Origin of the sequence: Bacillus sp. RK1064, from assembly GCF_051488405.1 — a bacterium.
Classification (GTDB): Bacteria; Bacillota; Bacilli; order Bacillales; family Bacillaceae; genus Bacillus.
In genome coordinates this window covers 2,688,063-2,714,047 of sequence record NZ_JBPSCZ010000001.1, presented here as the reverse complement: position 1 = coordinate 2,714,047, position 25,985 = coordinate 2,688,063, and the positions used below count along the sequence as shown (strand labels likewise).

Below are 25,985 nucleotides of genomic sequence, written 5' to 3'. Positions count from 1 at the left end.
AAACCGATAACATGACCTGTTATCGGTTTTCTTTTACATATAAATTGGAGAAATTGGTCTGCGCCCAATCGAATGATACTCGACCCCTGCTTGTTCTGCCGCTTCAAGCGTGTGACAGTTTCGCCCATCAAAAATAAGCGGCTGTCTCATCCATTCCTTGTAGGACGTGAGCGGAAACGTCTGAATCTCCGTCCACTCTGTTAATATACAAACTGCATGGACATCCTTTATCGCTTCTTCAATCGTTTGAGCAAACAAGACTTGATCCGGCAGTTCACGAGGGGCATGGCGTGCGGCAACAGGATCATAAGCTACAAGCTCCGCACCTAATTGATGGAGTGCATGAGCAATCGGAACCGACGGCGCCTCCCTCATATCGTCTGTATTCGGTTTAAAGGCAAGGCCAAGAAGTGCAATTCGCTTCCCTTCAAGATTTGCCCCCAGTCTCTCCTGAATACTTTGGATAAAACCGGCTCGCTGCTCATTGTTTACTTTAATCACAGCCTTTAGCAGTTCAAAATCGTGGGACACATGTCCTGCGATTTGGACAAGTGCATTTGTATCTTTTGGAAAACAAGAACCTCCGTAGCCAATTCCCGCCTTGAGAAACGAAGAACCGATCCGCTGATCGAGCCCCATTCCCCGCGCAACCCATTCAACATCAGCACCTGTTTTTTCACAAATGGAAGCAATCTCATTCATAAAGCTGATTTTAGTCGCAAGAAAAGCATTTGATGCATACTTGATCATTTCGGCACTTTTTCGGTCTGTTTTGACCACTGGCAGGTGGAAATCAGCATACATCTCCTCTAGCTGGTCTAATACGGCTTTTGTTTCAGCCCCAATGACAAGCCGATCTGCCCTCAAAGTATCTGAAATGGCAGAGCCTTCCCGTAAAAATTCTGGGTTAGATGCAATAGATAACGGCTCATTCCGTCCTAATTCTTGATGTATCATCTGTTCGATTTGATCACCCGTTCCGACAGGCACCGTACTTTTCACCACAAGAATCGCACCTGATTTCGCTTTTGTGCCCATCTCCTTTGCAGCCTGAAACACATACTGTAAATCAGCTTGGCCGTCTGCCTGCTGCGGGGTGCCGACCGCAATCATTAACACATCAGCCCGCGGGTAGGCTGCCGCTCCATTTATGTAAAATTGAATTCGTCCTTGCTCAAGATTGCGTTTCAGCAGTTCTTTTAATCCTGGCTCATACATTGGTGGATGTCCTTGTTTCAGCTGCATGACCTTTTTCCGGTCAATATCAATACACGCCACATTGTGCCCTGCCTCCGCTAAACACACACCTGTGACCAGCCCCACATATCCACAGCCTGCAATTGCAATATTCATGACACCATCAGCTCCCCATACGCCTTATGCTTGTAATGACATCGTATGCCGAGAGCTTTCGTTCCATTCATAAAAGCATACAAAAACCCCCTGCCATCACTAGCAGGGGGTCACTTTTATGAAACAAGACCATTTCGAATATGAGCAATCAGATTTTCAAGCATTTCTTTTGTGGTGACATCATTTGAATTCTCACCAATATCATGAGCGTACATCAAAATTTTTAAAAACTCTTCTTGATTTAAACCCTTATTGTCCATGTCTGTATCCTTTCGATTCCACTAATTTCATTATTATATGCTGTATGGTTGGTTTATGCAATACTCTAATACATCATTCGACAGCTTTTGAAATTTATGACCATTTTCATGAAAAACTTTTTTATAAATCACCATTGAGCTATAATAAAAGAATTGGAATCTTTTACTTGGTTAGGAGCGGATCAAATGCTTCAGCACAACATCAACGAAGAAGAAATCAAACAAACAGCCGAACAGATCAAAGAACTTCTTCCTGCAACAGATGAAAACAAACAACTCATCAAAAAAGCATTGATTACTTATAGACAGGACAGTGTATATCGTCTCAAGCAAGAATCTGATACGGAATGGTCAGCTTATGTACATGATGTCGTGGCAGCAAGAGTCCACCTTCATGTGCTGTTTCCTGTGAGAAGCAGCTGCTCATGTCCGGCAGATGGACTTTGTAAACACATTCTCGCTGTCTTCTTTTCGCTATACGCTCAAGTAGAGAGTGTGACCGGATTTACAGAAAATTGGTCAGAAAAGGATGAATTACAACGCAGCAAAGAATTGATTCGCCAGCACTTCCAAGTGAAGCGCCCAGACGAACAATCACTCCAAAGCTGGATGAATTTTTTCCAAGAGGAATTTACCCTCTGGCTGAAACGGACACCAAAGCACCAGCAAACACCGCAGCATTTGTATTACGGCTATTTATCAATCCTAAAAAAACACGCACCTCATTCACCTGAATTCAAGAGTTTGTATGCGATTCATACCTCAATCGATGTGTGGTTAAGGATTCATGAATTGATCGACCTCGGCCGGCTTGATGCCGAGAAGGACTTTTATTCCATGAATCCATATGTAGAACAGCTCATGAACACCATTTTCGATTCAGTGGATCACTTGAAGACATACGCTCTTTCCTTTTCCCTCGATCCGTTTCTTGAAAACACACCAACTGCCGTTCGGGCACTTCTTCAAATAAACGGACCTTTCCAGCATGAACGAGTAGCGGTCTTTATGGAGATTTGGGGCACCATATTAAATAGAGGGAAATGGGTTAAAAAAGAAACAGAATTACTGAAGAACGCTCAGCAGCAAGAACAAACGGTTGAACGTACCATCGGGCTGATGCACATGGATTATTTACAGAAAGAAGACGAAAGCCTCTTTCAGCAATTACAGCTGCTCAATGCAGATATGCTGCCAAATGTGCTCAATTGGCTGAAGGATCTCACAAACCGCAAGGACTGGAAGCGGCTCAAGCTCTGGTATCATGAGATTACCTATATTTTAGAGGAATATTGCCAGCTCGACCTTTCCTATAGAGAACTGCGAGGAGCCGTCAGTGATTTCTTCTTTTATTTAGACGCATACTTTAAGCAGACGAAGGATCATCATTTATATGAACGCTACCTCCAAATCTGCATGCCCTATGCGTTTACTGAATATAGTCAGCTATTATATGCACAGCAGCGTTATGCAGAATGGATTGAGATTCACAGCCTTGTTGGTTTCTCCATCAGTGAACTGGAGAAGGATCTGATCAAACAAATTGCAAAAGAGGAGCCTGAAGCGCTCATTCCATCGTACCACCGTGAAATCTCACTGCTTCTCGATCAAAAGAATCGAAGTGCTTATCGAGAATCTGTGAAAATGCTAAAAAAACTGCGCACGCTTTATCATAAAACGAAAAAAACCGCAATTTGGGAAAGATATGTAAAGCAGCTGCAGGATTCAACGAAACGGCTGCGTGCGTTCCAAGAGGAAATGAAGAAAGGAAAATTAATTGATGACACGCCATAAACAAATTGTCATTCATGCAGAACAAACAGAAGATTTCTCTTTCACCATTTCAGCGCAAGCAGAGGACGGACACCCTGTTCCACTTAATGAAATGAAGAGGCAGCTTTTCCAATGGCACGAATCGTCTTTTTACGGAACATTTTTAGAAGATGTGAGCTTTATTGGCACACCTGCCTTCCTGTTAAGCCCTTGGATGACCGTTGAATTGCTAGGAAAAAATTCATTTAATACCTTTAGTCATGTGACATTAACGGATGAAACGGAACCACTGATGAAGACAGCCTCCACCATTTACGAATTCATCGAGGACGAAGATTTCGTTCCCGATTACGAGGCGTGGACAGAAGGTGTGCTTCGGTTTAAAGACAAAGAAGGACTATTAGATGGCTATACGGCTGATTGGTTCTCCTTTGCCGTACAGGATTACATTCAATATGATGATGCCTTGCAGCACAAATGGAACCGCATGACAGCACAATCGCCTGCGCTCTCATCCTTCCAAGGACATTTTTTAGATGAGCAGGATTTCTTGGAGACGATTGGCTGGATTGATGACGAGACGCCTTTCACTGTCGGCTTGCGCTTAAATGAACCGGATTTCGACGGAGATGATTGGAAAATCGAATTGTTTTTGCGTGATAAGAAAAACAGCGACCTTCACTTTTTTGAGGGTATCCGTTCATTGAAAAGGTCTTGGCATCCGTATCAAGATAAAATCTCAAGAGAGCTGGAGCGATTCAGTCAAATTGTACCTTGGCTCTCTTTCACATCTGGCACCACGCTCATGTCAGAAGATGAAGCATGGCTCTTCCTGTCTGAAGCAAGTGAAACACTTGTGAATATGGGCATTGAGATCCTGCTCCCATCGTGGTGGCAAATCGTCAAAGAAAGCACCATGATGCTAAAAGCAAGGATTTCCTCTACCCCGCGAGGCGAGTCGCATGTCGGAATGGATGCCTTGATGGACTTTAATTGGCGCTTTGCTACAAACGGCATCGAGCTGACAGAAGATGAGTTCAACGAGCTTGTCCAAAGTAAACGGCGCCTTGTCAACATTCGAGGGCAATGGATCAAAATCGATCCAACCTTCATCCAGCAAATGAAAAAATGGATGGAGCGCGCCGAAAATGAAGGGCTGCACATGTCTGATATTTTGTCACGCGAGCTGGCAGATCAAGAAGCATCCTCTGAATCGATACCAGAACTGCTAGACAGCTCAGCATTTGCACATATTCAATTTGAACTTTCGTCTCAATTAAGAGGGCTTGTCCATCAGTTAAATGATACGCATGAGCTGCCTTCCTACGAAATGAGTGAGTCCTTCAAAGGCACACTAAGGCCGTATCAGCAGCATGGTGTCAACTGGCTGTTATTTTTAAGATCTCATGGATTCGGGGCTTGTTTAGCAGATGATATGGGCCTTGGAAAAACGATTCAAATGATTGCGTATTTCACATATCTGAAAGAGCAGAAGCAAAATGCCGCTCCATCTCTCATCATTGCGCCGACCTCTGTTTTAGGAAACTGGCAGCGAGAGCTTGAAACCTTCGCACCACATTTGAATGTCGCTCTGCATTACGGGCCATCGCGCCCTCAAGGGGAACACTTTACAAAGGCATACGAGTCAACAGATATTGTCCTGACGTCTTATGGACTCTCACATTCTGATCGTGATGAATTAACGTCAGCAAAGTGGGATACGATTTGTTTAGACGAAGCCCAAAACATCAAAAACGCCCATACGAAACAATCGAGAGCGATCAGACAGCTCAAAGGGCAGCATCATATTGCCCTTAGCGGGACACCTATGGAAAACCGTTTGACAGAGCTTTGGTCCATTTTCGACTTCGTCAACAAAGGATATCTCGGCAGCCTGACGAGCTTTCATAAGAAGTTCGTCCTGCCGATTGAAAAAGACCGCGATGAAAAAAGAATTGAACAGCTGCAGCAGCTGATAAAGCCCTTCCTATTAAGAAGAACAAAGCAAGATGAAGAGGTCGCCCTGAACCTGCCTGAGAAACTCGAAGAAAAAGAATTCATTCCGCTATCCGCTGAGCAGGCTTCTTTATATGAACAGCTCGTGAAGGATACATTCGAACACATGGCTTCGTTAACAGGAATGCAGCGGAAAGCCATTATTTTAAGTATGCTTGGCAGACTCAAACAGATTTGCGATCACCCGGCTCTCTATTTAAAAGAGAGTGGAACAGATGTGAAACTGCTGAAACGTTCATTAAAAATGGATAAACTCGCAGAGCTGTTAAAAGCAATACATGAGCAAGGAGAAAGCTGCCTCATCTTTACGCAGTATATTGGAATGGGGAACATGATCAAGCAGCTGGCGGAAAAGATGTTTGGAGAACCAGTTCAATTTTTAAATGGCAGCCTGTCAAAACAGGAGCGGGATAAAATGGTGGATCGCTTCCAGAAGAAAGAATTCAACATCTTAATTCTCTCTTTAAAAGCAGGAGGAACAGGACTTAACCTAACTGCCGCAAACCATGTCATTCACTACGACAGATGGTGGAATCCTGCTGTGGAAAACCAAGCGACAGACCGTGCTTATCGGATCGGACAAAAACGATTTGTTCACGTCCATAAGATGATCACAACGGGCACGATTGAGGAAAAAATCGATCAAATGCTCGAAACAAAACAAACGTTAAATGATCAAATTATCCAAAGTGAAAGTTGGATTACTGAGCTATCGACGAACGAACTAGAAGATTTATTCACATTAAGTGCGGCCGCTCAATCATCTTAATCCCAGCAAAAAGAGGACTTTTCTCAAACATGATGAAAAGTCCTCTTTTTTCATTTCATATGAACATAGGTTAAATGTGCAGCTTTTTCAATGCAGATTTCACGTTCATATACGTATTCAATTCACGGAAGTCCTCTCTCATTTCTCCCATTTTCATCGCAAGATTCGGTTTAATTCCTGTCACAATGAGTTCAGTACCAGTCATTAAAATTAAATCGTTCAGCTTAAAAATTGCATCTGCCACAAATGAATCCACTTCTAATAAACCAGACAGATCGACAATAAAATAATCGTCCTTGGATTGAGAGATATAGGTGGAGACTGTTGAGATAATTTTATGAAATCTTGGCGCTGTTAACGTACCAATGATCGGTAACACAGAAATACCATCTTTCACAGGAACAATTGGAACAGAAATATTCAGCACTTCATCAATCGATTGCTCAAGAAGCTCCTGCTGTTCCTTCTCTTTCGTGACATCTTTTTGCAGACCAACGAAATAAAGACGTTTTCCTTCATTTTCGTCAATCCAAAGAGGAGCCACACTTAACTCATTCCAAAACATCTGTCCAGATTTTTTATAATTTTTCAGCTGAACAGTGACAGCCTCTTTGTTCTCAATAGCTGTTCTAATTTGATTGAGAGCGATTTGCTCGGTTTCATTTCCTTGAAGGAAACGACAATTCTTCCCCAATACCTCGGGTTCTTGATAGCCTGTCATATCTAAAAAGCCCTTGTTCACATATATTAAAGGATTATCAGGTAAAGACGGGTCCGTCACCGTCAGGCCAACCTGAGTATAATCTAAGGCTTCCTTGATTAAATGCAGATTTTCGGACTTATAAGATTCCAGCGCCATTCGTTTACTCTCCTTAATTTCTTACAAGCGGGTTATGTTCATAATTAAATTATATGATGTTCCACATCAGGTGTAAATAGAAGTAGTTCTGAATTCCTCTTTTGTAGAATGCGCTTTATCCTATGTGATTTATACAACGTCATCCGATTCATCTATTTCAAAAGGTGTCGAATCATATGCGCCACACCATGTTCATCATTTGTTAACGTGACATGATCAGCGATTTCCTTCATATCCTGTCTCGCATTGCCCATCGCAACCCCAACACCAGCTGCTAGAAGCATCGATTCGTCATTTAAACTGTCTCCTACAGCCGCTGTCTGGCTTAAAGGAATACCAAGTCGTTCTGCCAGCCTTGTTAATGCCTGCCCTTTAGATGCTTCCTTTGAACCAATTTCAAAGTTATGATCGGCTGAACTAACCATTGTGACATCTGAATCATCACCAAACATATCCCATCCTGCCTTCAATCTGTCTTCAAAGAAAGAGAAACCTAAGATATTGTAGAATGAAAGCTTTCGATCCTCACGGAACAATTCTTTATATGTATCAATATAAGAAAAACCTGACTGACTGTATTGAACTTCTGCCGCTTGTTTTAAAATATTTCGATCCGTTTTTGGATTAGCACTTTTTAAGCGGTCCATTTCAATCGCAAGAAGCTCTCTGCCGTGATTCGGTGTGAAAATGGCTTCGTTTGTAAAAACTTCATAATAATAGTCACGTTCTTCAAGCCATGACAATATATGTTTGGCCTTTTCTTCGTGTAAAACAGCTGAATGGTACACTTGTCCAGCCGGATCATGAATCACAGCTCCATTGGCACTAATCACCCATGTATTCATACCAAGCTGATCAAAAATAGACCTCACATCAAAATACGCTCTTCCTGTTGAAACGACAACTTCCATTCCATTCGCCGCTGCTTCCTTTAATGCCTGCTCATTTTCCCGACTCACTTTGTGTTCACTGTTCAATAAAGTTCCGTCTAAATCCGTTGCGATCAATTGAATGTTTGTCATCGTTCTCTCCTTTTTGTCTCCATTTTCGGCTATCATACCGCTGATAAAATCCATCATCATTATGAAATGAGTATCCACTATTTGCAAGAGGTGATCGGTTTATCAGTGAATAAAAGGGTACCCGGCCAAGCTACATGACCGGATACACACAAGGGGATTTACAGGGGACACATGACCTATACAAAGAAGCTATGGTTCTATTACGCAGTGTTCTTATGCACAAGGCAGCGTCTATCAGCTTTAGCTAGAGGGGGGCTGTCAGATGCTAGACGTTACCTTTTGTTTCAGACCGTACCTCCTTTCCTTTCAACTGCCCTTAGTCTACTGAGAAAGGTCGTATGTGACAAAACATGAAAATGACAAAATGATCTCTCAAATTCTCTATTTCCTCTTTAATTTCTGTTTTTTACTGCTTGAGTATAAAACATCATCTTGTTTTGTTTGATGAAAAACTTATTTTTCATAAATTGATAAAAAACGTCTGAATGAATCCAATTACTAGAAGGCATGTGAATATAATCAGAACCGTCCCACGCAAACCAATAAAAACAAAGCTGCCCGTCATGAATCGACAATTGAAATTCAAAGCAGTCCATTTGATCCTCGGTGACGTATTGAAACGTGAGTGACTCGCCTTCTTCCATGTACACATCACAAAATGAAAGAATGTCTCCCCACGAATAAACGCGCATTGTGCTCTTTGCCTTCTCCTCGCCAATATGTATGTTTCGCAATTGATAGGACTCCATAAAACATCTCCTTTCACTCATATACAGCTCGTTCTAAGCAGGCAGCGGTTTCATTTATACAGATGTTGTATGCTATAATAATACTTACGAATAATGAACGCTTGTGAGGTGATAAATATGAAAACCTTTAGGCTGATTGATTTAAAAATCGAACTTGATCCAAAGCAAGATAAAATGTCCAGCATTCCCCTTCGTGACGGTTTAATCATTAATAAAGAAGATGGTGAAAATCACTGGATGATCGAGGCACTCATTCCAAAGAAACATAGACAGGTGTTTGAGGTGCTTTTTCAGCAGCACACTGAAGTGAAGATTCTTGTGACGATCACAAAAGAAAACAACCGCCCTGTTCATCTATCTGTCCAAGTCAAAAACATTGTTGCTTTAGAAGAAAACATTTCTGTGCTGCTCGATGGTAAAATGATTACAAACCGTTACAGAACAGAAACCGAAGAAGTACTAAAAGACCTCGTCAAAGAGGGGCTTTCCGGAGAAAAACTGCTGGATGCATTTAAACAAAACACATAAAAAAGAGCGGGATTAGCCGCTCTTTTTCTATTGCACATCTTTCGATTGGCTTTGATTTTTCAATAGATCTCTAATTTCAGTTAGTAAAACTTCCGTTTGATCCGGCGTTTCTACAACCTCTTCTTCCTCTACCTTTTTCCGTTTTAATTTATTCAAATAACGAATAAAGATAAAAATGGAAAACGAGATAATCAAGAAATCAATCACTGTTTGAATGAAGCTCCCATATAAAATTTGAGCAGATCCAATCTTAATAGATAGACTGCTAAAATCATGTCCCCCAATAATAATACCGACGAGCGGCATGATCAAATCATTCACAAGAGAAGTGACAATTTTGCCAAATGCTCCCCCAATGATGACACCTACAGCCAAGTCAATGACATTTCCCTTGACTGCAAATTCTCTAAATTCTTTCAGCATCTTTTATCACCTTCATCTTTTTTTGTCTAATATGACGTTTTTTTGTCAAAAATGCAAGTCCTGATCCGTTCAGGCTGGGCGTTTCCATATAAAAAGCGATTCATCCTTGATGAACCGCCAGGCAAATCATGATACTTTAGGACCGATAGAAAATGTTAGTTCTGCTTCACATGCAACTTCGCCATCTACTGTAGCTACTGCTTTTCCTTTTGCAACCGGACCTCGGAGACGCGTCACTTCTACCTCTAAACGAAGCTGATCGCCAGGCTTCACCTGTCTTTTGAAACGGCAGCCGTCAATTCCTGCAAACAAACCAATTTTTCCTTTGTTTTCTTCTTTACCTAACATAATCACCCCGAACACCTGTGCAAGTGCTTCTACAATAAGCACACCCGGCATGACTGGGTATCCTGGGAAATGACCATTAAAAAATTCTTCGTTCACTGTGACATTTTTAATCCCAACCGCTCTTTTCTCTCCCTCAACCTCTAAAATACGGTCGACCAATAAGAATGGATAACGGTGTGGAATAATGTCTTGAATTTGCTGAGCATCAAGCATATCTTGATCTCTCCTTTTTTCTATATCGATGATCTTCATTTGATTCCTATAGAAGTATATTATGAATGCTCGTATTTTTCAACGTCCGCTCTGCATATATGGTAAAAAATAGAATATATCATTACCTATTGTCATCAAATATAATCCACACTACACTCATTGTTTTTTCACAAATATGGTAATATATATTACATCATTGATTGAATAAGAGGGTAAAAATGAATTTTATGAGTGATAAATCCATTAAAAAACTTCTCCATTCGTGGTATACAATGCTGAAGCATCGACATTTTTCGAAGGCTGAAGAAATCAAAACAACTCTATTAAAGCATAAACGTAAAATATCAAAAAAACAGGAACTCTATTTACATTATCAGCTGATGCTTTTTCGCCATCAGCTCTGGATGAATCAGACAGAGGACCTAGAAAAAATCAAACATGAACTAATGCAGCACAAAGATGATATGAACGAAGAACTGGCCTATTACTTTTACTTCTTTCTAGGGCTCTACGAAGCTTTAAACAGCGATCAAAATGATGCGATCTACTATCTCGAAAAGGCGGAAGAACGCCTGTCATTCCTTAACGATGAGCTGGAGGAAGCAGAGTTCCATTTCCGTACAAGTGGTGTTTATTATAACAACCGCTATTCGTTGTTATCAATTCGTCATATTCAAAAAGCCATGGATATCTTTGCAAAGCATGGGGATGATCATAGCCTCTATCGTTGTAAAATTGTGCTCGGCCTTAATTATAGCGATCAAAAAAAATATGAGGAAGCAGAAGCTATTTTTATTGAGATCATCGAATACGTGAACATCATTGATGATCAAGAATTGCTCGGTATCGTTTATTATGACGCTGGCTTTATTCAGTCGAGACAAAATCGTCACAAGAAAGCGCTGGAATACTTTAAAAAAGCACTTCGTCTCCCAGCATACCGGAAGGCAGCACACTCCTATGTATCGTGCCTCTACGAAACGGTGCGTTCCTGTTATAAAGAAAATTTAACCGATGAAGGAATGAAGTATATTCAAAAAGGATTAAAAGAGGCCGTTGCTTCTCAGTTTGATATTTTAAGAATCAAGTTCCAAATCTTATTTCTTCTCTACAGCCAAACGCCAAAGGCAGATGAGCAGATCGCAAGGCTCGTCACATGTCTTGAACGAAAAGAAGCTTGGATTGATCTTGAGGATCTGCTTGCCGATGTCTCAGATTTTTATAAAAAAAAGGGCGACTTTGAGCGAGCCGCCTTTTTTATCATGAGAGGCTGATGTCAGCCTGCTCATTATCGAATTGTATTCACTAATCCCAGCATCTGATCACCCATTGTAATCGTTCTTGAGTTCATCTGATAGGAGCGCTGTGTTGTCATGAGATCTGTTAATTCTTTAGACATGTCCACATTCGACGTTTCAAGTGCACCTTGCTGAAGCTGAATCGCTTGGCGGTTTGCTCCATTTAGTGCCGTTAATGCGCCTTGATAAGTACCGTCAACTGAGAACAAATTATCTCCTTCAGAGACGAGTGCTGAAGAGTTATTGACTTGTACAACACCTAGATTCACCTGCTGATTCGGTTGATTATCTCTTGAAATAGCCGTAAGACGTCCATTTTTATCAATTGAAATATCACGGAAATTCGCATTTAAGACGATTTCATTTCCGTTTTCATCAAGAATCGGATAGCCTTCGCTAGTGACAAGCTGCACTTGGTTACGATTATTGCCTGGCTGTAAGTAAAGAGAACCATCTCTTGTATAACGGATATTACCGCCGGCGTTGACCTGCATATACTGAGATGGCGCTCCAAATGCAACATCAAGATCACGTCCTGTTTCTTTAATAGAACCTTGCATCGAGTTAATGGACGCATTGACCATAGTACCCGTTCCAAGCCTTAGCCCATCAGGTGTCAGACGACTGTTTGCCACCTGCTCATTTTTTTCATCTACCTGATTGAACTGTTGTCTGATCAGCTCTGAGAAGCGGGTATTTTTCGCGCGGTACCCTGTTGTTTCACTGTTCGCAATGTTATTGCTGATCATATCAAGCTGCTTTTGCACTTCGTTCATCGATACAGCTGCATTGATCATCGTTCTAAGCATGAGAATCCTCCTTTCTTTTTCATTCCTTGATTAGTACACTCTGCCAATTTCATTTACTGCTTTTTCTAAGCTTTTATCATACGCCTGAACCACTTTTTGGTTTGTTTCAAATGCTCGATAGGCAGTTGTCATTTCTGTATATGATTTCGTCACATCCACGTTCGACAGCTCCGATACACCTTGACTTAACGTATAGGACATTTGACCATTATTGACTGCACTTGGCAGTGGCTGGTTATCAGCTGTACGGTATAAATCATTTCCTTCTCTCGCTAAGTTCCTTGTATCCATCGCAACACGTACATCGATTTGCCCGAGATTTTGTCCATTTTCACTCACAGTTCCATCTGCATTCACTTTGAAATTCTCACTCTGAACCGTAATCGGCTGACCTGTCACGGAAAGAAGGGCACGGCCACCAATGGTCAACTGATTTTGTGCATTCAATGTAATGGAGCTGCTTTTCGTATAACGAACGCCTTCTGGTGTATTAACCGCATAAAAGAGCGCTGATTTCTGATTGGTCTCCGGGTTGATCGGCACATTATTTTCGACTAGTGCGACATCCGTTGTTTGATCTGTTGTTTTTAAAGTTCCCTGTGTAAATTGAGGGATCAGTTCCTGCATATATGTCCCCGTATTAATGCCGCCAATCGGCGTTTGCTGCGGAACACTAAAACCTTTGCCTGAGGATGTTTGGAAACGTCCTGATTCCATTCGGCTTAGCAGCATTTCCGGAAATGCCCGCATGGTCCCCTCATCCGCTTTATAACCTGGCGTATTCGCATTTGCGATATTATTTGAAAGCATTTCTGTCCGCCGCTCTTGAGCGATCATGGCAGATGTTGCGGTGTATAGTCCTTTTAACACGTGCTCACCTCATTAAAATTCTTTCACATGACCTAAACACAATCTTCTATGAAATATATCGGCATATTTGCAGGGTTCTTTAATAAAAATCCCCCATTCTTTCGAAAAAGAATGAGGGACATCATTAGCTGAGTTTACGCTTTGGCAGCTTGTCCATATTATCAAGCATGACGCCAGTACCAACAGCTACACAATCCATTGGATTCTCGGCAACGAAAACTGGTACTTTCAGCTCTTCTGCAAGCAATTGATCAAGCCCGTTTAGAAGAGCTCCGCCACCTGTAATAATGACGCCGCGATCAATAATATCAGCTGATAATTCAGGCGGTGTTCTCTCAAGAACTTGCTTCGCAGCCTGAACAATCGCAGATACAGATTCACGCAATGCTTCTTCTACTTCTTTGCTTGTGACGGTAATCGTTCTTGGTAATCCTGTCACCATGTCTCGTCCACGAATTGAAATCTCTTCGTGACGTGCGTCTGGGAATACCGTTGCAACTTGGATCTTAATATCCTCAGCCGTGCGCTCACCGATCAACAGCTTGTACTCTTTTTTAATGTAGTTGAGAATTTCCAGATCAAATTTGTCTCCAGCCATTTTAATAGAAGAGGCGGTTACAATGTCACCCATTGAGATGACAGCGATATCTGTCGTTCCGCCTCCAATATCTACGACCATGTTTCCACTCGGCTGAAAAATATCCATACCAGCACCGATAGCTGCTACTTTTGGCTCTTCTTCAAGAAATACATGCTTACCACCGCTTTTTTCAGCAGCTTCTTTGATCGCCTTCTGCTCAACAGATGTAATGTTTGTCGGGCAGCAGATGAGCATACGCGGCTTAGAGAACAGCCCTTTCACATTTAATGAATTAATAAAATGCTTGAGCATCGCTTCAGTTACTTCAAAATCAGCGATTACGCCATCTTTTAATGGACGAATCGCAACAATATTCCCAGGCGTACGTCCAACCATACGTCTAGCCTCTTCTCCAACAGCCAAAACTTTCCCGCTGTTTTTGTCAAGAGCTACAACAGATGGTTCATTTAACACAATTCCTTTTCCTTTGACATGAATCAGTACATTGGCAGTACCAAGATCAATTCCAATATCCCTAGCAAACATCTATATATATCCTCCTTGAAAATCTGTTTCCATAGCAAATACCACATTCTGCCCTAATTATATATTCTATCATAATTTGCAGAAAAAAAGATATTTCTTTACAAAAGTCTTTACAAAATTTGTGGTTAGAAACTACCGATATGAGGAAGATATATATGTCATGTTTATGAACAAAGAACTAAGCTTACTGTTTCACAGGCTCGCCTTCTAAAATTTCTTCTTTTTTATACTTTAATTTAGTGGCTTCTCCTCCTCGCAAGTGGCGGATTGATTTATGATAATCCAGTATCTCCTTCACTTCATTAGCCAGATCTGGATTAATTTCTGGCAGTCTTTCTGTTAGATCCTTGTGTACAGTACTTTTAGAGACTCCAAATTCTTTCGCAATTACACGAACGGTTTTCTTTGTCTCCACGATATACTTTCCTATCTTGATTGTTCGCTCTTTGATGTAATCGTGCACACCACTCGACCTCCCTAAAATGGATGTGAGAAGTGTGAAATGAGATCCGTATAAATATTATCCATTTTCAGCAGCGCTTGTTCGTCTTAATTTCTCATCCATTAGGTAGTAAATGCCAAACACGATCCCTCACCTCAAACACTCTCTTTGTCAGGTTTGTAACAGTGTATTAGCATTGCATAGGGAATATGCTAAAAATGAAGATGGGACAAGGGATTTATCAGAAAATGCAATCATTTCGAGTGGCGAAAATTTTTACTTTACAAGGATGGGTCAAGCACGTAAAATAGAAAAGGTGATTTTATTTACCTAGCTAAATATTTAATAAAGGTGAGCATATGGATACGTTAAATAGAGAGTGTTTACATCAAATACATCAAGGCGCACGACTGATGTCTAAAAAGGCGAACGAAGCGCTTGCTGCTTATGACTTGTACATGTCCCAATGGACTGTACTTTTTTGTTTGGATACATTCGGCCCGAAAACCCAAAAAGACATTTGGACATATTTGAACGTCGAAGCCCCAACCATTACCCGAACCGTCACCCGTCTAGAAGCAAATGGCTGGGTGAAACGTGTACAAGGAAAAGATAAACGTGAAAATCTGATCGTGATGACAGATGATGCTAAGGCCCGATTTGAAGAAATCAAACGCACGATGGAACAATTTGAAGAAGAATGTCTATCAGATTTCACCTACGAAGAAAAACAACTCCTCCATACACTTTTACACAAATTATCAACTGAATAGGAAGTGACATACATCATGAACGAACGCATTTGGACGAGAGACTTTATCATGATTGTCCTGGTGAATTTATTTACGTTCACCTCTTTTTATGCCCTTTTGACATTGCTGCCCATTTACACAATGGATGAACTAAATGGAACAGAATCACAGGGCGGCCTCCTTGTGACGGTCTTCTTATTGTCTGCTATTGTGACAAGACCGTTTTCTGGAGCCATTATTGAGAAATTCGGCAAAAAACGGATGGCGATTTTCTCATCAACGGCATTTGCCTTACTCACTTATTTATACATTCCGATTGATCAATTCCATACGCTTCTCATGCTGCGTTTCATGCAGGGAATCTTTTTTAGCATTTTGACGACAGTAGCCAGTGCCATTGCGGCGGATATGATCCCGAAACATAAACGCGGGGAAGGACTCGGCTACTTTGTCATGTCGATGAACCTTGCTGTTGTCATCGGTCCATTTATCGCACTGAATCAAGTAGGAAAAGTAGGATTCCATTCTTTATTCCTTCTCTTTTCCATTATCGTTACCATCGGGGCTGCTTTTACGATGCTGATTAGACAGCCGGAGCCTGAAAACGGGGGAAGCGTCGTCTTCCGATTTACTTTTTCTCACCTGTTTGAAAAAGGCGCATTAAAAACAGCGGCAGTCGGCATCATTATTTCCTTCTGTTATTCGCCGATCATTTCATTTATTTCAGTCTATGCCAATTCCCTTCACTTGATGGGTGCAAGCAGTTATTTCTTTATTGTGTTTGCGGCAGCGATGCTTGGATCACGTCCATTTACAGGCAGACTTTTTGACCGAGTAGGACCTCACATTGTGATCTATCCTTCCATTGCTCTTTTTGCGATTGGTTTATGGATGCTGACAGCTACACATTCAGCGACAATGCTTCTTCTATCAGGTGCTGTCATTGGTCTTGGATATGGATCTCTAGTGCCATGTTTACAAACACTTGCCATTCAGCACTCACCAGCTCACCGTACAGGCTACGCGACGGCTACTTTCTTTACCCTATATGATACGGGTATTGCTGCTGGCTCATTTGTATTTGGTCTTCTTGTCAGCTTCACAGACTTTTCAAATGTATATCTCATTGCAGGTATTGTTGTCTTGCTAAGTATGATTGTTTTTTATTGGAGCGAACGAAAGCCACAAGAAGCAAAAGCACAGAAGGTCTCCCTATCAGAATAGGATACTATTTTAAACTTCATCGGAAACATGCTAAAATATAGGATATTTCAAATAGACGATTATTTGAAAAATAGTTGGCATTAAGCAAAGGTATAGGTGATGTTTTGAATTACGAATTGTTTAAAGTCATACACGGGATGGCTCATCATTCTGAGTTTTTAGATCAAGCCATGATTTTCATTACGAAAAAGGCCATTCTTGTGTATGCCCTTGTCTTATTGATTTGCTGGTTTTTAGGTAATCACAAATTTAAGAAGCATGTCTTCTTTTCCGGTGTAACGGGCATCGCGGCACTCATCGTCAATTTTGCGATTACACTGTTTCATTATGAAGAGCGGCCGTTTGTGGCGCATAAAGTCGACACACTCATTCCGCACTCAGCAGACGCTTCCTTCCCAAGTGACCATACAACAGGTGCACTGGCTCTTTCACTTGCCATTAGATCTCGTAATAAAAAGCTTGGCAACATCTTGCTCGTCTTTGGATTACTCACAGGATTCTCCCGCATTTGGGTCGGTCACCATTATCCATTAGATGTCTTAGGCAGCTTAGTCGTATCGATCGTGGTTGTCTTTATCATGAATAAATTATGGAAGTTCTTTGACTCTCCAATTGACCGCATTGTCACTTTCTATGAGACAATTGTAGGGAAAATATTCAGAAGGAAGCAAAAGGATCAGGGCTCTGACCTGTCTAACTCTTAAGCGGCTTGCGATAACGTGATGAAGAATCTTCTTCCACTTATCGCGCCGCTTTTTTTATTGGCTGTCCTCCTCTGACCTTGTTCGAAAAATAAAGACTGACACCGATGCCGGTAAAGGAAATCATGATCAACGTCCAGCCTAACTGCTCAAAATGAGGACCAGCAATTTCATCCCCAAACAGCATACCGAGGACAGCAGACGACAGAATGGAACCAAGGTAACGGCATGTTTGAAAAAGCCCGGAGGACGTGCCAATCATATGCTGAGGACTTGCCTTGAGCATCGCCGCTTGCAGCGCAACATTCCCAATCCCGTAACTCAGTCCAAGCAGCGCTAGAACCACCCCTTTTCCCCATAATGGTGCCGGAATAAAAAAGAAGGTCATCGCAGATGCTCCAGCCAGCATCAATACCGCACTGGCTAATACCGGATGGCGTTCATCCCCGCGGTCCACCCACTTTCCTGTCAGCGGCGACACAATGATGCTCACCCCAGACATGCACAGCATAAAAAGACCCGTCATTTCCACACGCCAGCCTAATTCATCCTGGAAATAGCTCGGCAAACCAAAGAAAAGACAATAGAAAAATATATTTAAAATGATAAATTGCACATACACAAGTGACAGCCGCTGCTCCTGTCTGAACATTCGAATTTGAATAAACGGTTCATCCACCTGATACTCCCACCAGATAAAAGCGCCTGCACTCACGAGACAAAGAATCCCCTGTACATATTGAATCCCATCACCTAGTGATAATAAAAACGAAAGCAGAAGGACAATACAAACTGTAAAAAGAAGCATCCCTGGCAAATCGAGCTTCCGTACCGTTTCACCTATACGAAGCTTTCTCTTTTTCTGCTCCTTTGGAAACAAAGTTAGCCCAAGAAAGAAGCTGATCAAAATAAAAGGCAGGTTCACTAAAAAGATAGCCGGCCAGCCGCCGATTGTCATCAAAAAGCCGCCAAGAGTCGGTCCAAGTGCCGTCATCGCCGAAGCAAAAATGGACAATACCGCTAACGCCGAAGCCTGCTTTTCCTGAATATGATCCCGAATGAGTCCGACACCAGAAGGATAAATGGCACTGCTCCCAATCGCCTGCAGCAGCCGGATCACAATCAGCACTGCAAACGTTGGGGCAAACGGCGCACAGATGGCTGAGACCGCCACAAGACCTAGCCCGAATAAAAATAATGTTCTCCGGCTCATCACATGATCCCCAATCCGGCCGCTCACCGGCTGAGTCACCGCACTGGCTAAATAAAAAGACGAAATAAGCCAAGATACAGTCGTAAATGACAAACCGAATTCATGCTGAATTTGATGCAAGGCCAAAGAAATCATCGAGGAATTCAGCGGATTTAACATCGTTCCAAAGGCAATAGCAGTTAAAAAAACCTTTCGGCTGTCTCTCCATTTGTTCATACACCGACCCCCTTTTTGTGATCTGGCATGTTTTTTGCCAATCCTTCCGTTATTATGAGATTGATTTCCCTTTTTTACCCTAATCAATTCAAGTTCTCTCTCAGAAAAGCAAGACATACATTTTAAAAAGGGCGAGTGTTGGAAAAACACATATAAAATTGAGAATATGAGGAACAAATGGTAAGATGCTACACATATTTAAAAGCCTACTTTCTCCTTATATGGAGAACGGCTGAAAAGGAGGAGAAGCTTATTATTAAAAAAAGACGGTTTTGGGTCCCAGCCCTTTTCTCGGTTGCAGTATTACTTCTGTCTTCGTGTGGTTCAAATGAAACAAATGGGAACGGAGATAAACGTAATTCTACAGCGAAAGGGTCGCCAATTTTGGAGGATGGAAAATTTATATTTGCAGCATCAGGTGAATTTCACCCGTTCAGTTACATGGATGGAAATCAGATGTCAGGCTTTGATATCGATGTAGGCAATGCGATTAGTGACAAACTAGGCCTCGAGCCTATACAGAAAAAATATAAATTCGCAGGCATCGTCGAAGGTGTGAAAGCAGGAAAATTTGATGCGGCAGTTGCAAGTCATACCATCAATGAGGAACGAAAAAAACACGTCCTTTTATCTAAGCCCTATTACTACTCTGGTCCGCAAATTTTCACAAGACCTGGAGCAGACATTCAACATGCTGATGATTTAAAAGACAAAGAAATCGCTGTATCAAAAGGCTCGTCCTACGCTGATATTGCAAAGGAACATAGCGGGCAGGAACCAAAATATTACGACAGTGATGTAGTCGCTTTAGAAGCACTAGCCAATGGAAAACACGATGCAGTCGTGACGGATTTCGCCACAGGTGCAGAAGCCATGAAGAAAAAATTAAAAATCGAAGCACAGGAAAGACTCGGACAAAGTGAGCAGGCAATCGCTGTCTCAAAAGAAAATAAACAGCTCATAGAAGAGATCAACAATGCGATTGACGCACTAAAAAAAGACGGAACATTAAGACAAATTAGCGAGAAATACTTTGACGAAGACATCACGGTCAAACAAAATTAAAACCACGATTGTGCGCCTTTCTTAGGCGCACTTTCTTCAAATGGAGATGATTGTTTTGCCTACTCTATCACATTTTTTTCAGACGCTGATTGATTCTAGAGGTATTTTTTTAGAAGGAATGCTGCTCACCTTACAGCTCACTGTGATCAGCATCTTCATCGGCATGTTCATCGGACTCTTCTTTGCTTTATTGAAAATATCACGCGTGGCTGTCTTCGGTTATATCGCCAACGCCTATATCTTCCTTGTACGCGGAACACCACTGATTGTTCAAATTTTCATCCTATATTTTGGACTGACCGAATTAAATATCCCAGACTTCTGGGCTGCTTCCATTGCGCTCGCCTTTCATAATGGAGCATATATAGCAGAAATTTTCAGAGGCGCCATCCAATCGATCGATCAGGGGCAAAAAGAGGCAGGACGCTCTCTTGGCATGGGACGTTTCCTAACAATGAGACGCATCATTCTCCCGCAAGCAATGCGGCGCGCACTCCCCCCTCTTGGCAACCAGTTCATTATCGGCTTAAAAGATTCATCACTCGCCGCCTTTATTAGCGTCAATGAACTATTTAACGTCGCCACGACCCAAGGCTCCAACAGCTTTGACAATATGACCTATTTACTTGTTGTAGCCGTCTATTACTTAGTTCTTGTCCTGCTGTTAACATTCGCTGTCCAAACCTTTGAGAAGAAACTATCGGTCAGTGACCATTAGGAGGAGAAGCATGACAGAATCAAAGGAACTCATTCGTGTTGAAAAACTCAATAAATACTTCGGAGAGCTGCATGTTTTAAAGGATATCGATCTCACCGTTTATGAAAATGATGTGGTCGTCTTAATTGGTGCCAGTGGCTCTGGAAAAAGCACCCTGCTCCGCTGTATGAACTTTTTAGAAATAAAAAATGATGGCCAGATCATCATTGATGGGAATCCAGTACATCCAAAACGAGATCAATTAAACGTGATGAGGCAAAAAATAGGCATGGTGTTTCAGCATTTTAATCTCTTCCCGCATAAAACTGTGCTTGAAAACATCATCGAAGCGCCTGTCATGGTGAGAAAAACAAAAAAGGCTCAAGCTGTATCAGAAGCCAACGTCCTGTTGGAAAAGGTCGGACTTGCGGATAAGGCCAACGTATATCCTTCTAAATTATCAGGTGGTCAAAAGCAGCGTGTGGCCATTGCAAGAGCTCTCGCCATGAAGCCAGATGTCATGTTATTTGACGAACCTACGTCTGCCCTCGATCCAGAGCTTGTAGGCGAGGTACTGCAAACAATGAAAAGTCTCGCAAAAGAAGGCATGACGATGGTCATTGTCACACATGAAATGGGCTTTGCGAAAGAAGTCGCCGATCGTGTCGTCTATATGCACGAAGGCCGCATCGTCGAAGAAGGCACCCCATCAGAATTGTTCGATTCTCCTCAAGAGGAACGAACCAAGCTGTTTCTCAGCTCCATTTTATAGGTCAAACGCCCTTTATTTTTCGTGCTCAATGCACGTTTTTTCTCTTTTTTTACGAACTTTTCATCCATTTATATTGAATATAACCAAAAACCATGTAAGATTAACTTACATGGTTATGTTATATATGACTTTTCTCTCTATAATGAAGAATTAAGAAATCAATTAATTCTGAATGATTCAGGGGGAATGCAGCATGCAAATGGGTGATACAGTATTTATGTTCTTCTGCGCACTACTCGTGTGGTTAATGACACCGGGTTTAGCCTTATTCTACGGAGGACTCGTGAGAAGTAAAAACGTCTTAAGTACAACCATGCACAGCTTAACTTCACTAGCAATCGTCTCCATCGTATGGATCATGTTTGGCTATTCCTTGGCTTTTGCGCCAGGCAATGCATGGATCGGAGGCTTAGACTGGATTGGACTAAAAGGCGTTGGCTTTGAACCTGGTTCCTACAGTGAGACCATTCCACATTCATTGTTCATGATGTTCCAAATGACCTTTGCCGTCTTAACAACAGCCATCATCTCAGGTGCCTTTGCTGAACGAATTCGCTACTCAGCGGTCGTCGTGTTTACACTCCTTTGGGTCACATTTGTATACGCGCCAGTCGCACACTGGGTATGGGGCGGCGGTTGGATTGGCGAAATGGGTGCACTTGACTTCGCTGGAGGAAACGTGGTTCACATTTCATCTGGTGTTGCGGGTCTAGTCGTGGCGATTGTGCTCGGGAAGCGTAAAGAAGCAGCAAACTCTTCTCCTCATAATTTGATCTACACCCTTCTTGGCGGAGCTGTCATTTGGTTTGGATGGTTTGGCTTTAACGTTGGAAGTGCCCTTACATTAGACAGTGTCGCGATGTATGCCTTTATTAACACCAATACAGCTGCTGCTGCAGGAATCATCGGCTGGCTGTTAGTAGAGTGGATGATCAACAAAAAGCCTACTATGCTCGGCGCGATTTCTGGAGCCATCGCAGGTCTTGTCGCGATTACACCTGCCGCAGGTTTTGTCACTCCATTTGCTTCTATTATCATCGGAATCATCGGCGGGATCGTGTGTTTCTGGGGAGTCTTCTCACTCAAAGCCAAATTTGGCTATGATGATGCACTGGATGCATTCGGGCTTCACGGAATTGGCGGGACTTGGGGAGGTATTGCAACTGGACTTTTCGCAACAACCTCTGTCAATGACGGCGGAGCCAATGGCTTATTTTACGGAGATGCCAGCTTACTTTGGAAGCAAGTAGTCGCTATTGTTGCCACCTACGCCTTTGTAGCCGTTGTGACATACGTGATCATCAAAGTGGTCAATCTCTTCTTCAAGATTCGTGCAACCGAAGAAGAAGAATCAGTGGGCCTTGATTTAACCATGCACGGTGAAAAAGCCTATCAAGATTAAAGAAAAAGGGGTGTCTCGATGAGCAAAATGTATAAAGTGGAGATTGTCACACGTCCAGCCAATTTTGAAACATTAAAGGTGGAGCTTGGAAAGATTGGTGTCACCTCAATTACCTTTTCGAATGTGCACGGCTGCGGCCTACAAAAGGGACATACAGAGCTATACCGCGGCGTCAAAAAGGAAAGCAATGTGTACGAACGATTAAAGATTGAAATCGTCCTAAGCAAAGTACCTGTCGAACTGGTCGTTGAAACAGCTCAAAAGGTACTTCGTACAGGCGAACCAGGGGATGGGAAAATTTTTATATATGAGATAGAAAATACAATCAACATTCGGACAGGTGAAGAAGGGCCTGCCGCCCTATAAACCATCCTCCGCCAAGTGCGGGGGATTTTTTTAAAACAGAAAAAAACCTCTGCATAATTCATACACAGAGGTTGCAAGGCTTTAAGATTGTTTTGTTTCTTCAGATTGACTGCTGTCTTTAGAGGAATCAGAAGACTTTTCTTGATCAGAGGATTTCCCCTTCTCATCAGACTTTTCTTCAGATTTTTCTTCAGCAGGCTCTTTGGCCTTATCTTCAGCAGCAGGTTCCTTCGTTTTTTCATCAGCTTTTGGCTGAGCAGGTTCTTTTGCTTCTTCCGTCACTTCTTGCGCGGCCTTTTCAATAGTCGAAACAGGCTTGTCAATGAAGCTAAGTGGATTAAGCGCTAAACCTTCCATACGAATTTCAAAATGCACATGGTTGCCGCTTTCAGCACCATAAAGATTTTTACCAGAAGCACCGATGACATCATTCTGCTTAACTTCATCGCCTTCTTTGACACTCACTTGTGACAACGATTGATAAACAGTCGATAATCCATCTTCATGTTCAATTTCAACGACGTGACCGAGAACTGGATCTTTTTTCGCTTGAACCACTGTTCCACTAAGAGCAGCTGTGACATCAAACACTTTGCCATCTTTATCTGCAAGATCAATACCTTTGCTCAAGGTATAGGTGTTATTATAGTTTACAAGTGCTGCTTCTTTTTCTTTTTGATCAGCATCTGCTTCATAGAACTTTTTCACGACAGAAACATTATCAGAATTCTGGACCGGCATTGCAACATTTTCAATTGGCTTTCCAACTTCAACGGCATCATCACGCTGTTCTTGCCCTGTTTGATTTCCATCAGATAGTTGGTCTTTCACATCTTTTGATACAGCTTGGTACCAAAGAACAGCTGTTAACACGACCGCTGCGCTGACCAAGTAAATAGCAGGGAATACCCAGCGCTTACGGAAAAATTGCTGAACTTTTGTGATTTTGGAAGTACGTTTCTTTTCTTCCTCTCTCATTTTTCATCACCTCAGCAACATTCTGAACACTTTTCAAAAAATATATACACACGAAATCATTTTTCTTTTTATTTTGCGCAATCGCACCAATAATATGTATGATGCATGAAAAAAAGATGGGGGACTTTATTGTGAAAACTTTCAACCGCATAGCAACAGAAGATGATCTCAAAGCGATCGTTGATATTTACAATTCAACCATTGCTTCAAGAGAAGTAACCGCCGACACAGAACCAGTTTCAGTTGAAGACCGCCGGCAATGGTTTTTGAATCATTCAGAGAAAAGACCTCTCTATGTGAAAACAGATGAGGATGGACATATCTACGGCTGGCTCAGCTTTGAAACGTTTTACGGAAGACCTGCATACAACGGGACCGTTGAAATGAGTATTTACTTAAACCAAGACGATCGAGGGAAAGGCTTAGGGTCACTTTTCTTACAAGAGGCTATTGAGTTGGCACCTTCATTAGGCATTCGAACGTTACTTGCCTTTATTTTCGGGCACAACGAAGCCAGCATTCGATTATTTAAAAAGCACGGCTTTGAGACATGGGGTCACCTGCCACGTATCGCAGAAATGGACGGCAGCAGGTACGATTTAGATATTCTAGGAAAAGAATTATAAAACGAGCGTCTCTCCAACAAAGAGACGCTTTTTTATGAAGCATGTAACAGCTGTTCAAACTGTTTCGCATTTTGAAGAGATTTTCTTTGCAGGATGATGCCATGTTCATCCATCAGAATCGCTTGCGGAACAACAGTTACCCCATACAGCTCCATGATTTGCGAAGAGCGCACATACACAGCTTGATCAGGCAGCAATTGAAGAAGCGATGCATCATCTCCTTGTTCATCTCCATTGATCAAAATGAATTGAGTATCGTCGCTAGAGATGTGCTGCTTCATATCAGACAAAATGCTTTTGCATGTCATACAAGTAGAGTTCACAAATAACAGCATCACGGCTCTTCCGCTCTGCAAATATTCCTTTAAAATGACCTTATCCCCTAAATGTGTATAGCTTCGAAATAACGGCGCCGCATCACCAACATCCGCTTCCTTTAATTCAATCCCATCAAGGGTTTTGATTTTATTCATAAATTTTCCGATAAAGCGGGCAAGCAAAAACACCACAGCCAGCTGAGCAATGACAATGAATAACACAATAATCAGTAGAATATCTGTCATTTCACTTGGTCTCCTTCTATAAATGATTCAAATTGATTCCACTTTCTTTTGAACATCATGATGTCTTTTCCCACCGCTATAATGAAACAGACAGCCACTGCAATCAGAAAACAAATAATGTGAAATTGCCATGGAATTGTTTCTACATAGGAATGCACATAAAACAAGCCAATCACAAGAGCCAGCATTGACACATTACGAATCACAATTCCCCAGTGAAGACGGTCATTTTCAAGTAAACCTCCACAGCCGCATGAAATGTTACGATGTCCTCTCAATAAATTGAAAGTGACCGCTCCAGTATAGGTACATAAAAGTGCTGTAAGACCAATCGCAGGTACAAGAGACATGTTCCATACGAACAATAGACCAGTACAAGCCAATTCAATAGTCAAAAACAAATAAAACATTGGCGCCGTGAGCGCAGAAGGCAGCAGCCGATAAGCATTCATCTGTTGCATATGCGCCGTTTGTTTTCTCACTTTATCAAGCCATGCACCTGCAAAAATGATTCCTAAGAAATAGACACCTATAAAATAAAAGACACTCACC

28 protein-coding genes are annotated in these 25,985 nt (G+C 41.9%); 13 read left to right on the top strand and 15 right to left on the bottom strand.

Going from position 1 to position 25,985, the window contains the following annotated elements; translation table 11 throughout:
• Positions 1–33 precede the first annotated feature (33 nt).
• Together ACSSTM_RS13885 and ACSSTM_RS13880 are read right to left on the bottom strand one after the other, a co-directional pair.
• Positions 34–1,353, bottom strand: a complete 1,320-nt coding sequence (locus tag ACSSTM_RS13885; RefSeq protein ID WP_034660229.1) for a UDP-glucose dehydrogenase family protein — start codon at positions 1,351–1,353, stop codon at positions 34–36.
• Between the two features lie 116 nt (positions 1,354–1,469).
• A complete protein-coding gene (locus ACSSTM_RS13880) occupies positions 1,470–1,613 on the bottom strand; it encodes a hypothetical protein (protein WP_003214884.1) in 144 nt (47 codons plus the stop codon).
• A gap of 186 nt (positions 1,614–1,799) precedes the next feature.
• Between ACSSTM_RS13880 and ACSSTM_RS13875 the strand changes: the two genes are divergently transcribed.
• Positions 1,800–3,407: an SWIM zinc finger family protein gene (locus ACSSTM_RS13875; RefSeq protein WP_309416096.1), complete on the top strand. Its 1,608-nt coding sequence runs from the start codon at positions 1,800–1,802 to the stop codon at positions 3,405–3,407.
• A complete protein-coding gene (locus ACSSTM_RS13870) occupies positions 3,394–6,171 on the top strand; it encodes a DEAD/DEAH box helicase (RefSeq protein ID WP_187704201.1) in 2,778 nt (925 codons plus the stop codon). The genes ACSSTM_RS13875 and ACSSTM_RS13870 overlap by 14 nt, the downstream gene beginning before the upstream one ends.
• Positions 6,172–6,241: 70 nt before the next feature.
• Here the strand turns inward: ACSSTM_RS13870 and ACSSTM_RS13865 are convergent, their stop codons facing one another.
• The 3 genes from ACSSTM_RS13865 to ACSSTM_RS13855 form a co-directional block, all read right to left on the bottom strand.
• On the bottom strand, positions 6,242–7,030 hold the full coding sequence (locus ACSSTM_RS13865) for a PAS domain-containing protein (protein ID WP_034660232.1): 789 nt from the start codon (positions 7,028–7,030) through the stop codon (positions 6,242–6,244).
• A gap of 152 nt (positions 7,031–7,182) precedes the next feature.
• Positions 7,183–8,043, bottom strand: coding sequence for a Cof-type HAD-IIB family hydrolase (locus tag ACSSTM_RS13860; RefSeq protein ID WP_309416131.1), 861 nt, complete (start codon positions 8,041–8,043; stop codon positions 7,183–7,185).
• A gap of 401 nt (positions 8,044–8,444) precedes the next feature.
• Complete coding sequence (locus tag ACSSTM_RS13855; RefSeq protein WP_034660233.1) at positions 8,445–8,801, bottom strand: hypothetical protein; 357 nt, start codon at positions 8,799–8,801, stop codon at positions 8,445–8,447.
• Between the two features lie 117 nt (positions 8,802–8,918).
• Here ACSSTM_RS13855 and ACSSTM_RS13850 point away from each other — a divergent pair, with 117 nt between their 5' ends.
• On the top strand, positions 8,919–9,329 hold the full coding sequence (locus ACSSTM_RS13850) for a YwpF-like family protein (protein ID WP_003215215.1): 411 nt from the start codon (positions 8,919–8,921) through the stop codon (positions 9,327–9,329).
• Positions 9,330–9,356: 27 nt separating this feature from the next.
• Here ACSSTM_RS13850 and mscL read toward each other — a convergent pair whose 3' ends face one another.
• Together mscL and fabZ are read right to left on the bottom strand one after the other, a co-directional pair.
• On the bottom strand, positions 9,357–9,752 hold the full coding sequence (gene mscL / locus ACSSTM_RS13845) for a large conductance mechanosensitive channel protein MscL (protein WP_034660234.1): 396 nt from the start codon (positions 9,750–9,752) through the stop codon (positions 9,357–9,359).
• Positions 9,753–9,878: 126 nt separating this feature from the next.
• On the bottom strand, positions 9,879–10,313 hold the full coding sequence (fabZ, locus tag ACSSTM_RS13840; RefSeq protein ID WP_012011512.1) for a 3-hydroxyacyl-ACP dehydratase FabZ: 435 nt from the start codon (positions 10,311–10,313) through the stop codon (positions 9,879–9,881).
• Between the two features lie 218 nt (positions 10,314–10,531).
• On the opposite strand from fabZ, the gene ACSSTM_RS13835 reads away from it, so the two are divergent.
• A complete protein-coding gene (locus ACSSTM_RS13835) occupies positions 10,532–11,587 on the top strand; it encodes a tetratricopeptide repeat protein (protein WP_034660235.1) in 1,056 nt (351 codons plus the stop codon).
• A 14-nt stretch (positions 11,588–11,601) separates the two neighbouring features.
• Here the strand turns inward: ACSSTM_RS13835 and ACSSTM_RS13830 are convergent, their stop codons facing one another.
• The 4 genes from ACSSTM_RS13830 to spoIIID all read right to left on the bottom strand — a co-directional run bounded on the left by ACSSTM_RS13830 (position 11,602) and on the right by spoIIID (position 14,879).
• Complete coding sequence (locus ACSSTM_RS13830; protein WP_034660236.1) at positions 11,602–12,420, bottom strand: flagellar hook-basal body protein; 819 nt, start codon at positions 12,418–12,420, stop codon at positions 11,602–11,604.
• A 30-nt stretch (positions 12,421–12,450) separates the two neighbouring features.
• On the bottom strand, positions 12,451–13,290 hold the full coding sequence (locus ACSSTM_RS13825; protein ID WP_034660237.1) for a flagellar hook-basal body protein: 840 nt from the start codon (positions 13,288–13,290) through the stop codon (positions 12,451–12,453).
• A 124-nt stretch (positions 13,291–13,414) separates the two neighbouring features.
• Positions 13,415–14,416, bottom strand: coding sequence for a cell shape-determining protein Mbl (mbl, locus tag ACSSTM_RS13820; protein WP_012011515.1), 1,002 nt, complete (start codon positions 14,414–14,416; stop codon positions 13,415–13,417).
• Positions 14,417–14,600: 184 nt separating this feature from the next.
• Positions 14,601–14,879, bottom strand: coding sequence for a sporulation transcriptional regulator SpoIIID (gene spoIIID / locus ACSSTM_RS13815; RefSeq protein WP_008343327.1), 279 nt, complete (start codon positions 14,877–14,879; stop codon positions 14,601–14,603).
• Positions 14,880–15,217: 338 nt separating this feature from the next.
• On the opposite strand from spoIIID, the gene ACSSTM_RS13810 reads away from it, so the two are divergent.
• From ACSSTM_RS13810 to ACSSTM_RS13800, 3 genes are all read left to right on the top strand, one after another.
• Positions 15,218–15,631, top strand: a complete 414-nt coding sequence (locus tag ACSSTM_RS13810) for a MarR family winged helix-turn-helix transcriptional regulator (protein ID WP_034660239.1) — start codon at positions 15,218–15,220, stop codon at positions 15,629–15,631.
• 15 nt (positions 15,632–15,646) lie between these two features.
• A complete protein-coding gene (locus ACSSTM_RS13805) occupies positions 15,647–16,834 on the top strand; it encodes an MFS transporter (RefSeq protein ID WP_034660241.1) in 1,188 nt (395 codons plus the stop codon).
• A 104-nt stretch (positions 16,835–16,938) separates the two neighbouring features.
• Complete coding sequence (locus ACSSTM_RS13800; RefSeq protein ID WP_034660243.1) at positions 16,939–17,538, top strand: undecaprenyl-diphosphatase; 600 nt, start codon at positions 16,939–16,941, stop codon at positions 17,536–17,538.
• Positions 17,539–17,575: 37 nt separating this feature from the next.
• Here ACSSTM_RS13800 and ACSSTM_RS13795 read toward each other — a convergent pair whose 3' ends face one another.
• Positions 17,576–18,964: an MFS transporter gene (locus ACSSTM_RS13795; RefSeq protein ID WP_420734960.1), complete on the bottom strand. Its 1,389-nt coding sequence runs from the start codon at positions 18,962–18,964 to the stop codon at positions 17,576–17,578.
• A 177-nt stretch (positions 18,965–19,141) separates the two neighbouring features.
• On the opposite strand from ACSSTM_RS13795, the gene ACSSTM_RS13790 reads away from it, so the two are divergent.
• The 5 genes from ACSSTM_RS13790 to ACSSTM_RS13770 all read left to right on the top strand — a co-directional run bounded on the left by ACSSTM_RS13790 (position 19,142) and on the right by ACSSTM_RS13770 (position 23,266).
• Positions 19,142–20,029 carry a transporter substrate-binding domain-containing protein gene (locus tag ACSSTM_RS13790; RefSeq protein ID WP_282067856.1) on the top strand — a complete coding sequence of 296 codons (888 nt, stop codon included), beginning with the start codon at positions 19,142–19,144 and terminating at the stop codon, positions 20,027–20,029.
• 40 nt (positions 20,030–20,069) lie between these two features.
• Positions 20,070–20,747 carry an amino acid ABC transporter permease gene (locus ACSSTM_RS13785; protein WP_078061638.1) on the top strand — a complete coding sequence of 226 codons (678 nt, stop codon included), beginning with the start codon at positions 20,070–20,072 and terminating at the stop codon, positions 20,745–20,747.
• A gap of 10 nt (positions 20,748–20,757) precedes the next feature.
• On the top strand, positions 20,758–21,498 hold the full coding sequence (locus ACSSTM_RS13780; RefSeq protein WP_095285692.1) for an amino acid ABC transporter ATP-binding protein: 741 nt from the start codon (positions 20,758–20,760) through the stop codon (positions 21,496–21,498).
• 193 nt (positions 21,499–21,691) lie between these two features.
• Complete coding sequence (locus ACSSTM_RS13775) at positions 21,692–22,900, top strand: ammonium transporter (protein ID WP_060597474.1); 1,209 nt, start codon at positions 21,692–21,694, stop codon at positions 22,898–22,900.
• A gap of 18 nt (positions 22,901–22,918) precedes the next feature.
• Entirely contained in the window at positions 22,919–23,266 is a 348-nt protein-coding gene (locus tag ACSSTM_RS13770) for a P-II family nitrogen regulator (protein ID WP_034660252.1), read from the top strand.
• A gap of 81 nt (positions 23,267–23,347) precedes the next feature.
• Here ACSSTM_RS13770 and ACSSTM_RS13765 read toward each other — a convergent pair whose 3' ends face one another.
• Complete coding sequence (locus tag ACSSTM_RS13765; RefSeq protein ID WP_309416091.1) at positions 23,348–24,244, bottom strand: M23 family metallopeptidase; 897 nt, start codon at positions 24,242–24,244, stop codon at positions 23,348–23,350.
• A 116-nt stretch (positions 24,245–24,360) separates the two neighbouring features.
• Here ACSSTM_RS13765 and ACSSTM_RS13760 point away from each other — a divergent pair, with 116 nt between their 5' ends.
• A complete protein-coding gene (locus tag ACSSTM_RS13760; RefSeq protein WP_186314900.1) occupies positions 24,361–24,870 on the top strand; it encodes a GNAT family N-acetyltransferase in 510 nt (169 codons plus the stop codon).
• A 32-nt stretch (positions 24,871–24,902) separates the two neighbouring features.
• Here ACSSTM_RS13760 and ACSSTM_RS13755 read toward each other — a convergent pair whose 3' ends face one another.
• Both ACSSTM_RS13755 and ACSSTM_RS13750 read right to left on the bottom strand, forming a co-directional pair.
• Entirely contained in the window at positions 24,903–25,433 is a 531-nt protein-coding gene (locus ACSSTM_RS13755) for a TlpA family protein disulfide reductase (RefSeq protein ID WP_060597477.1), read from the bottom strand.
• Entirely contained in the window at positions 25,430–25,984 is a 555-nt protein-coding gene (locus tag ACSSTM_RS13750; RefSeq protein ID WP_106036447.1) for a MauE/DoxX family redox-associated membrane protein, read from the bottom strand. The genes ACSSTM_RS13755 and ACSSTM_RS13750 overlap by 4 nt, the downstream gene beginning before the upstream one ends.
• Position 25,985: the final 1 nt, after the last annotated feature.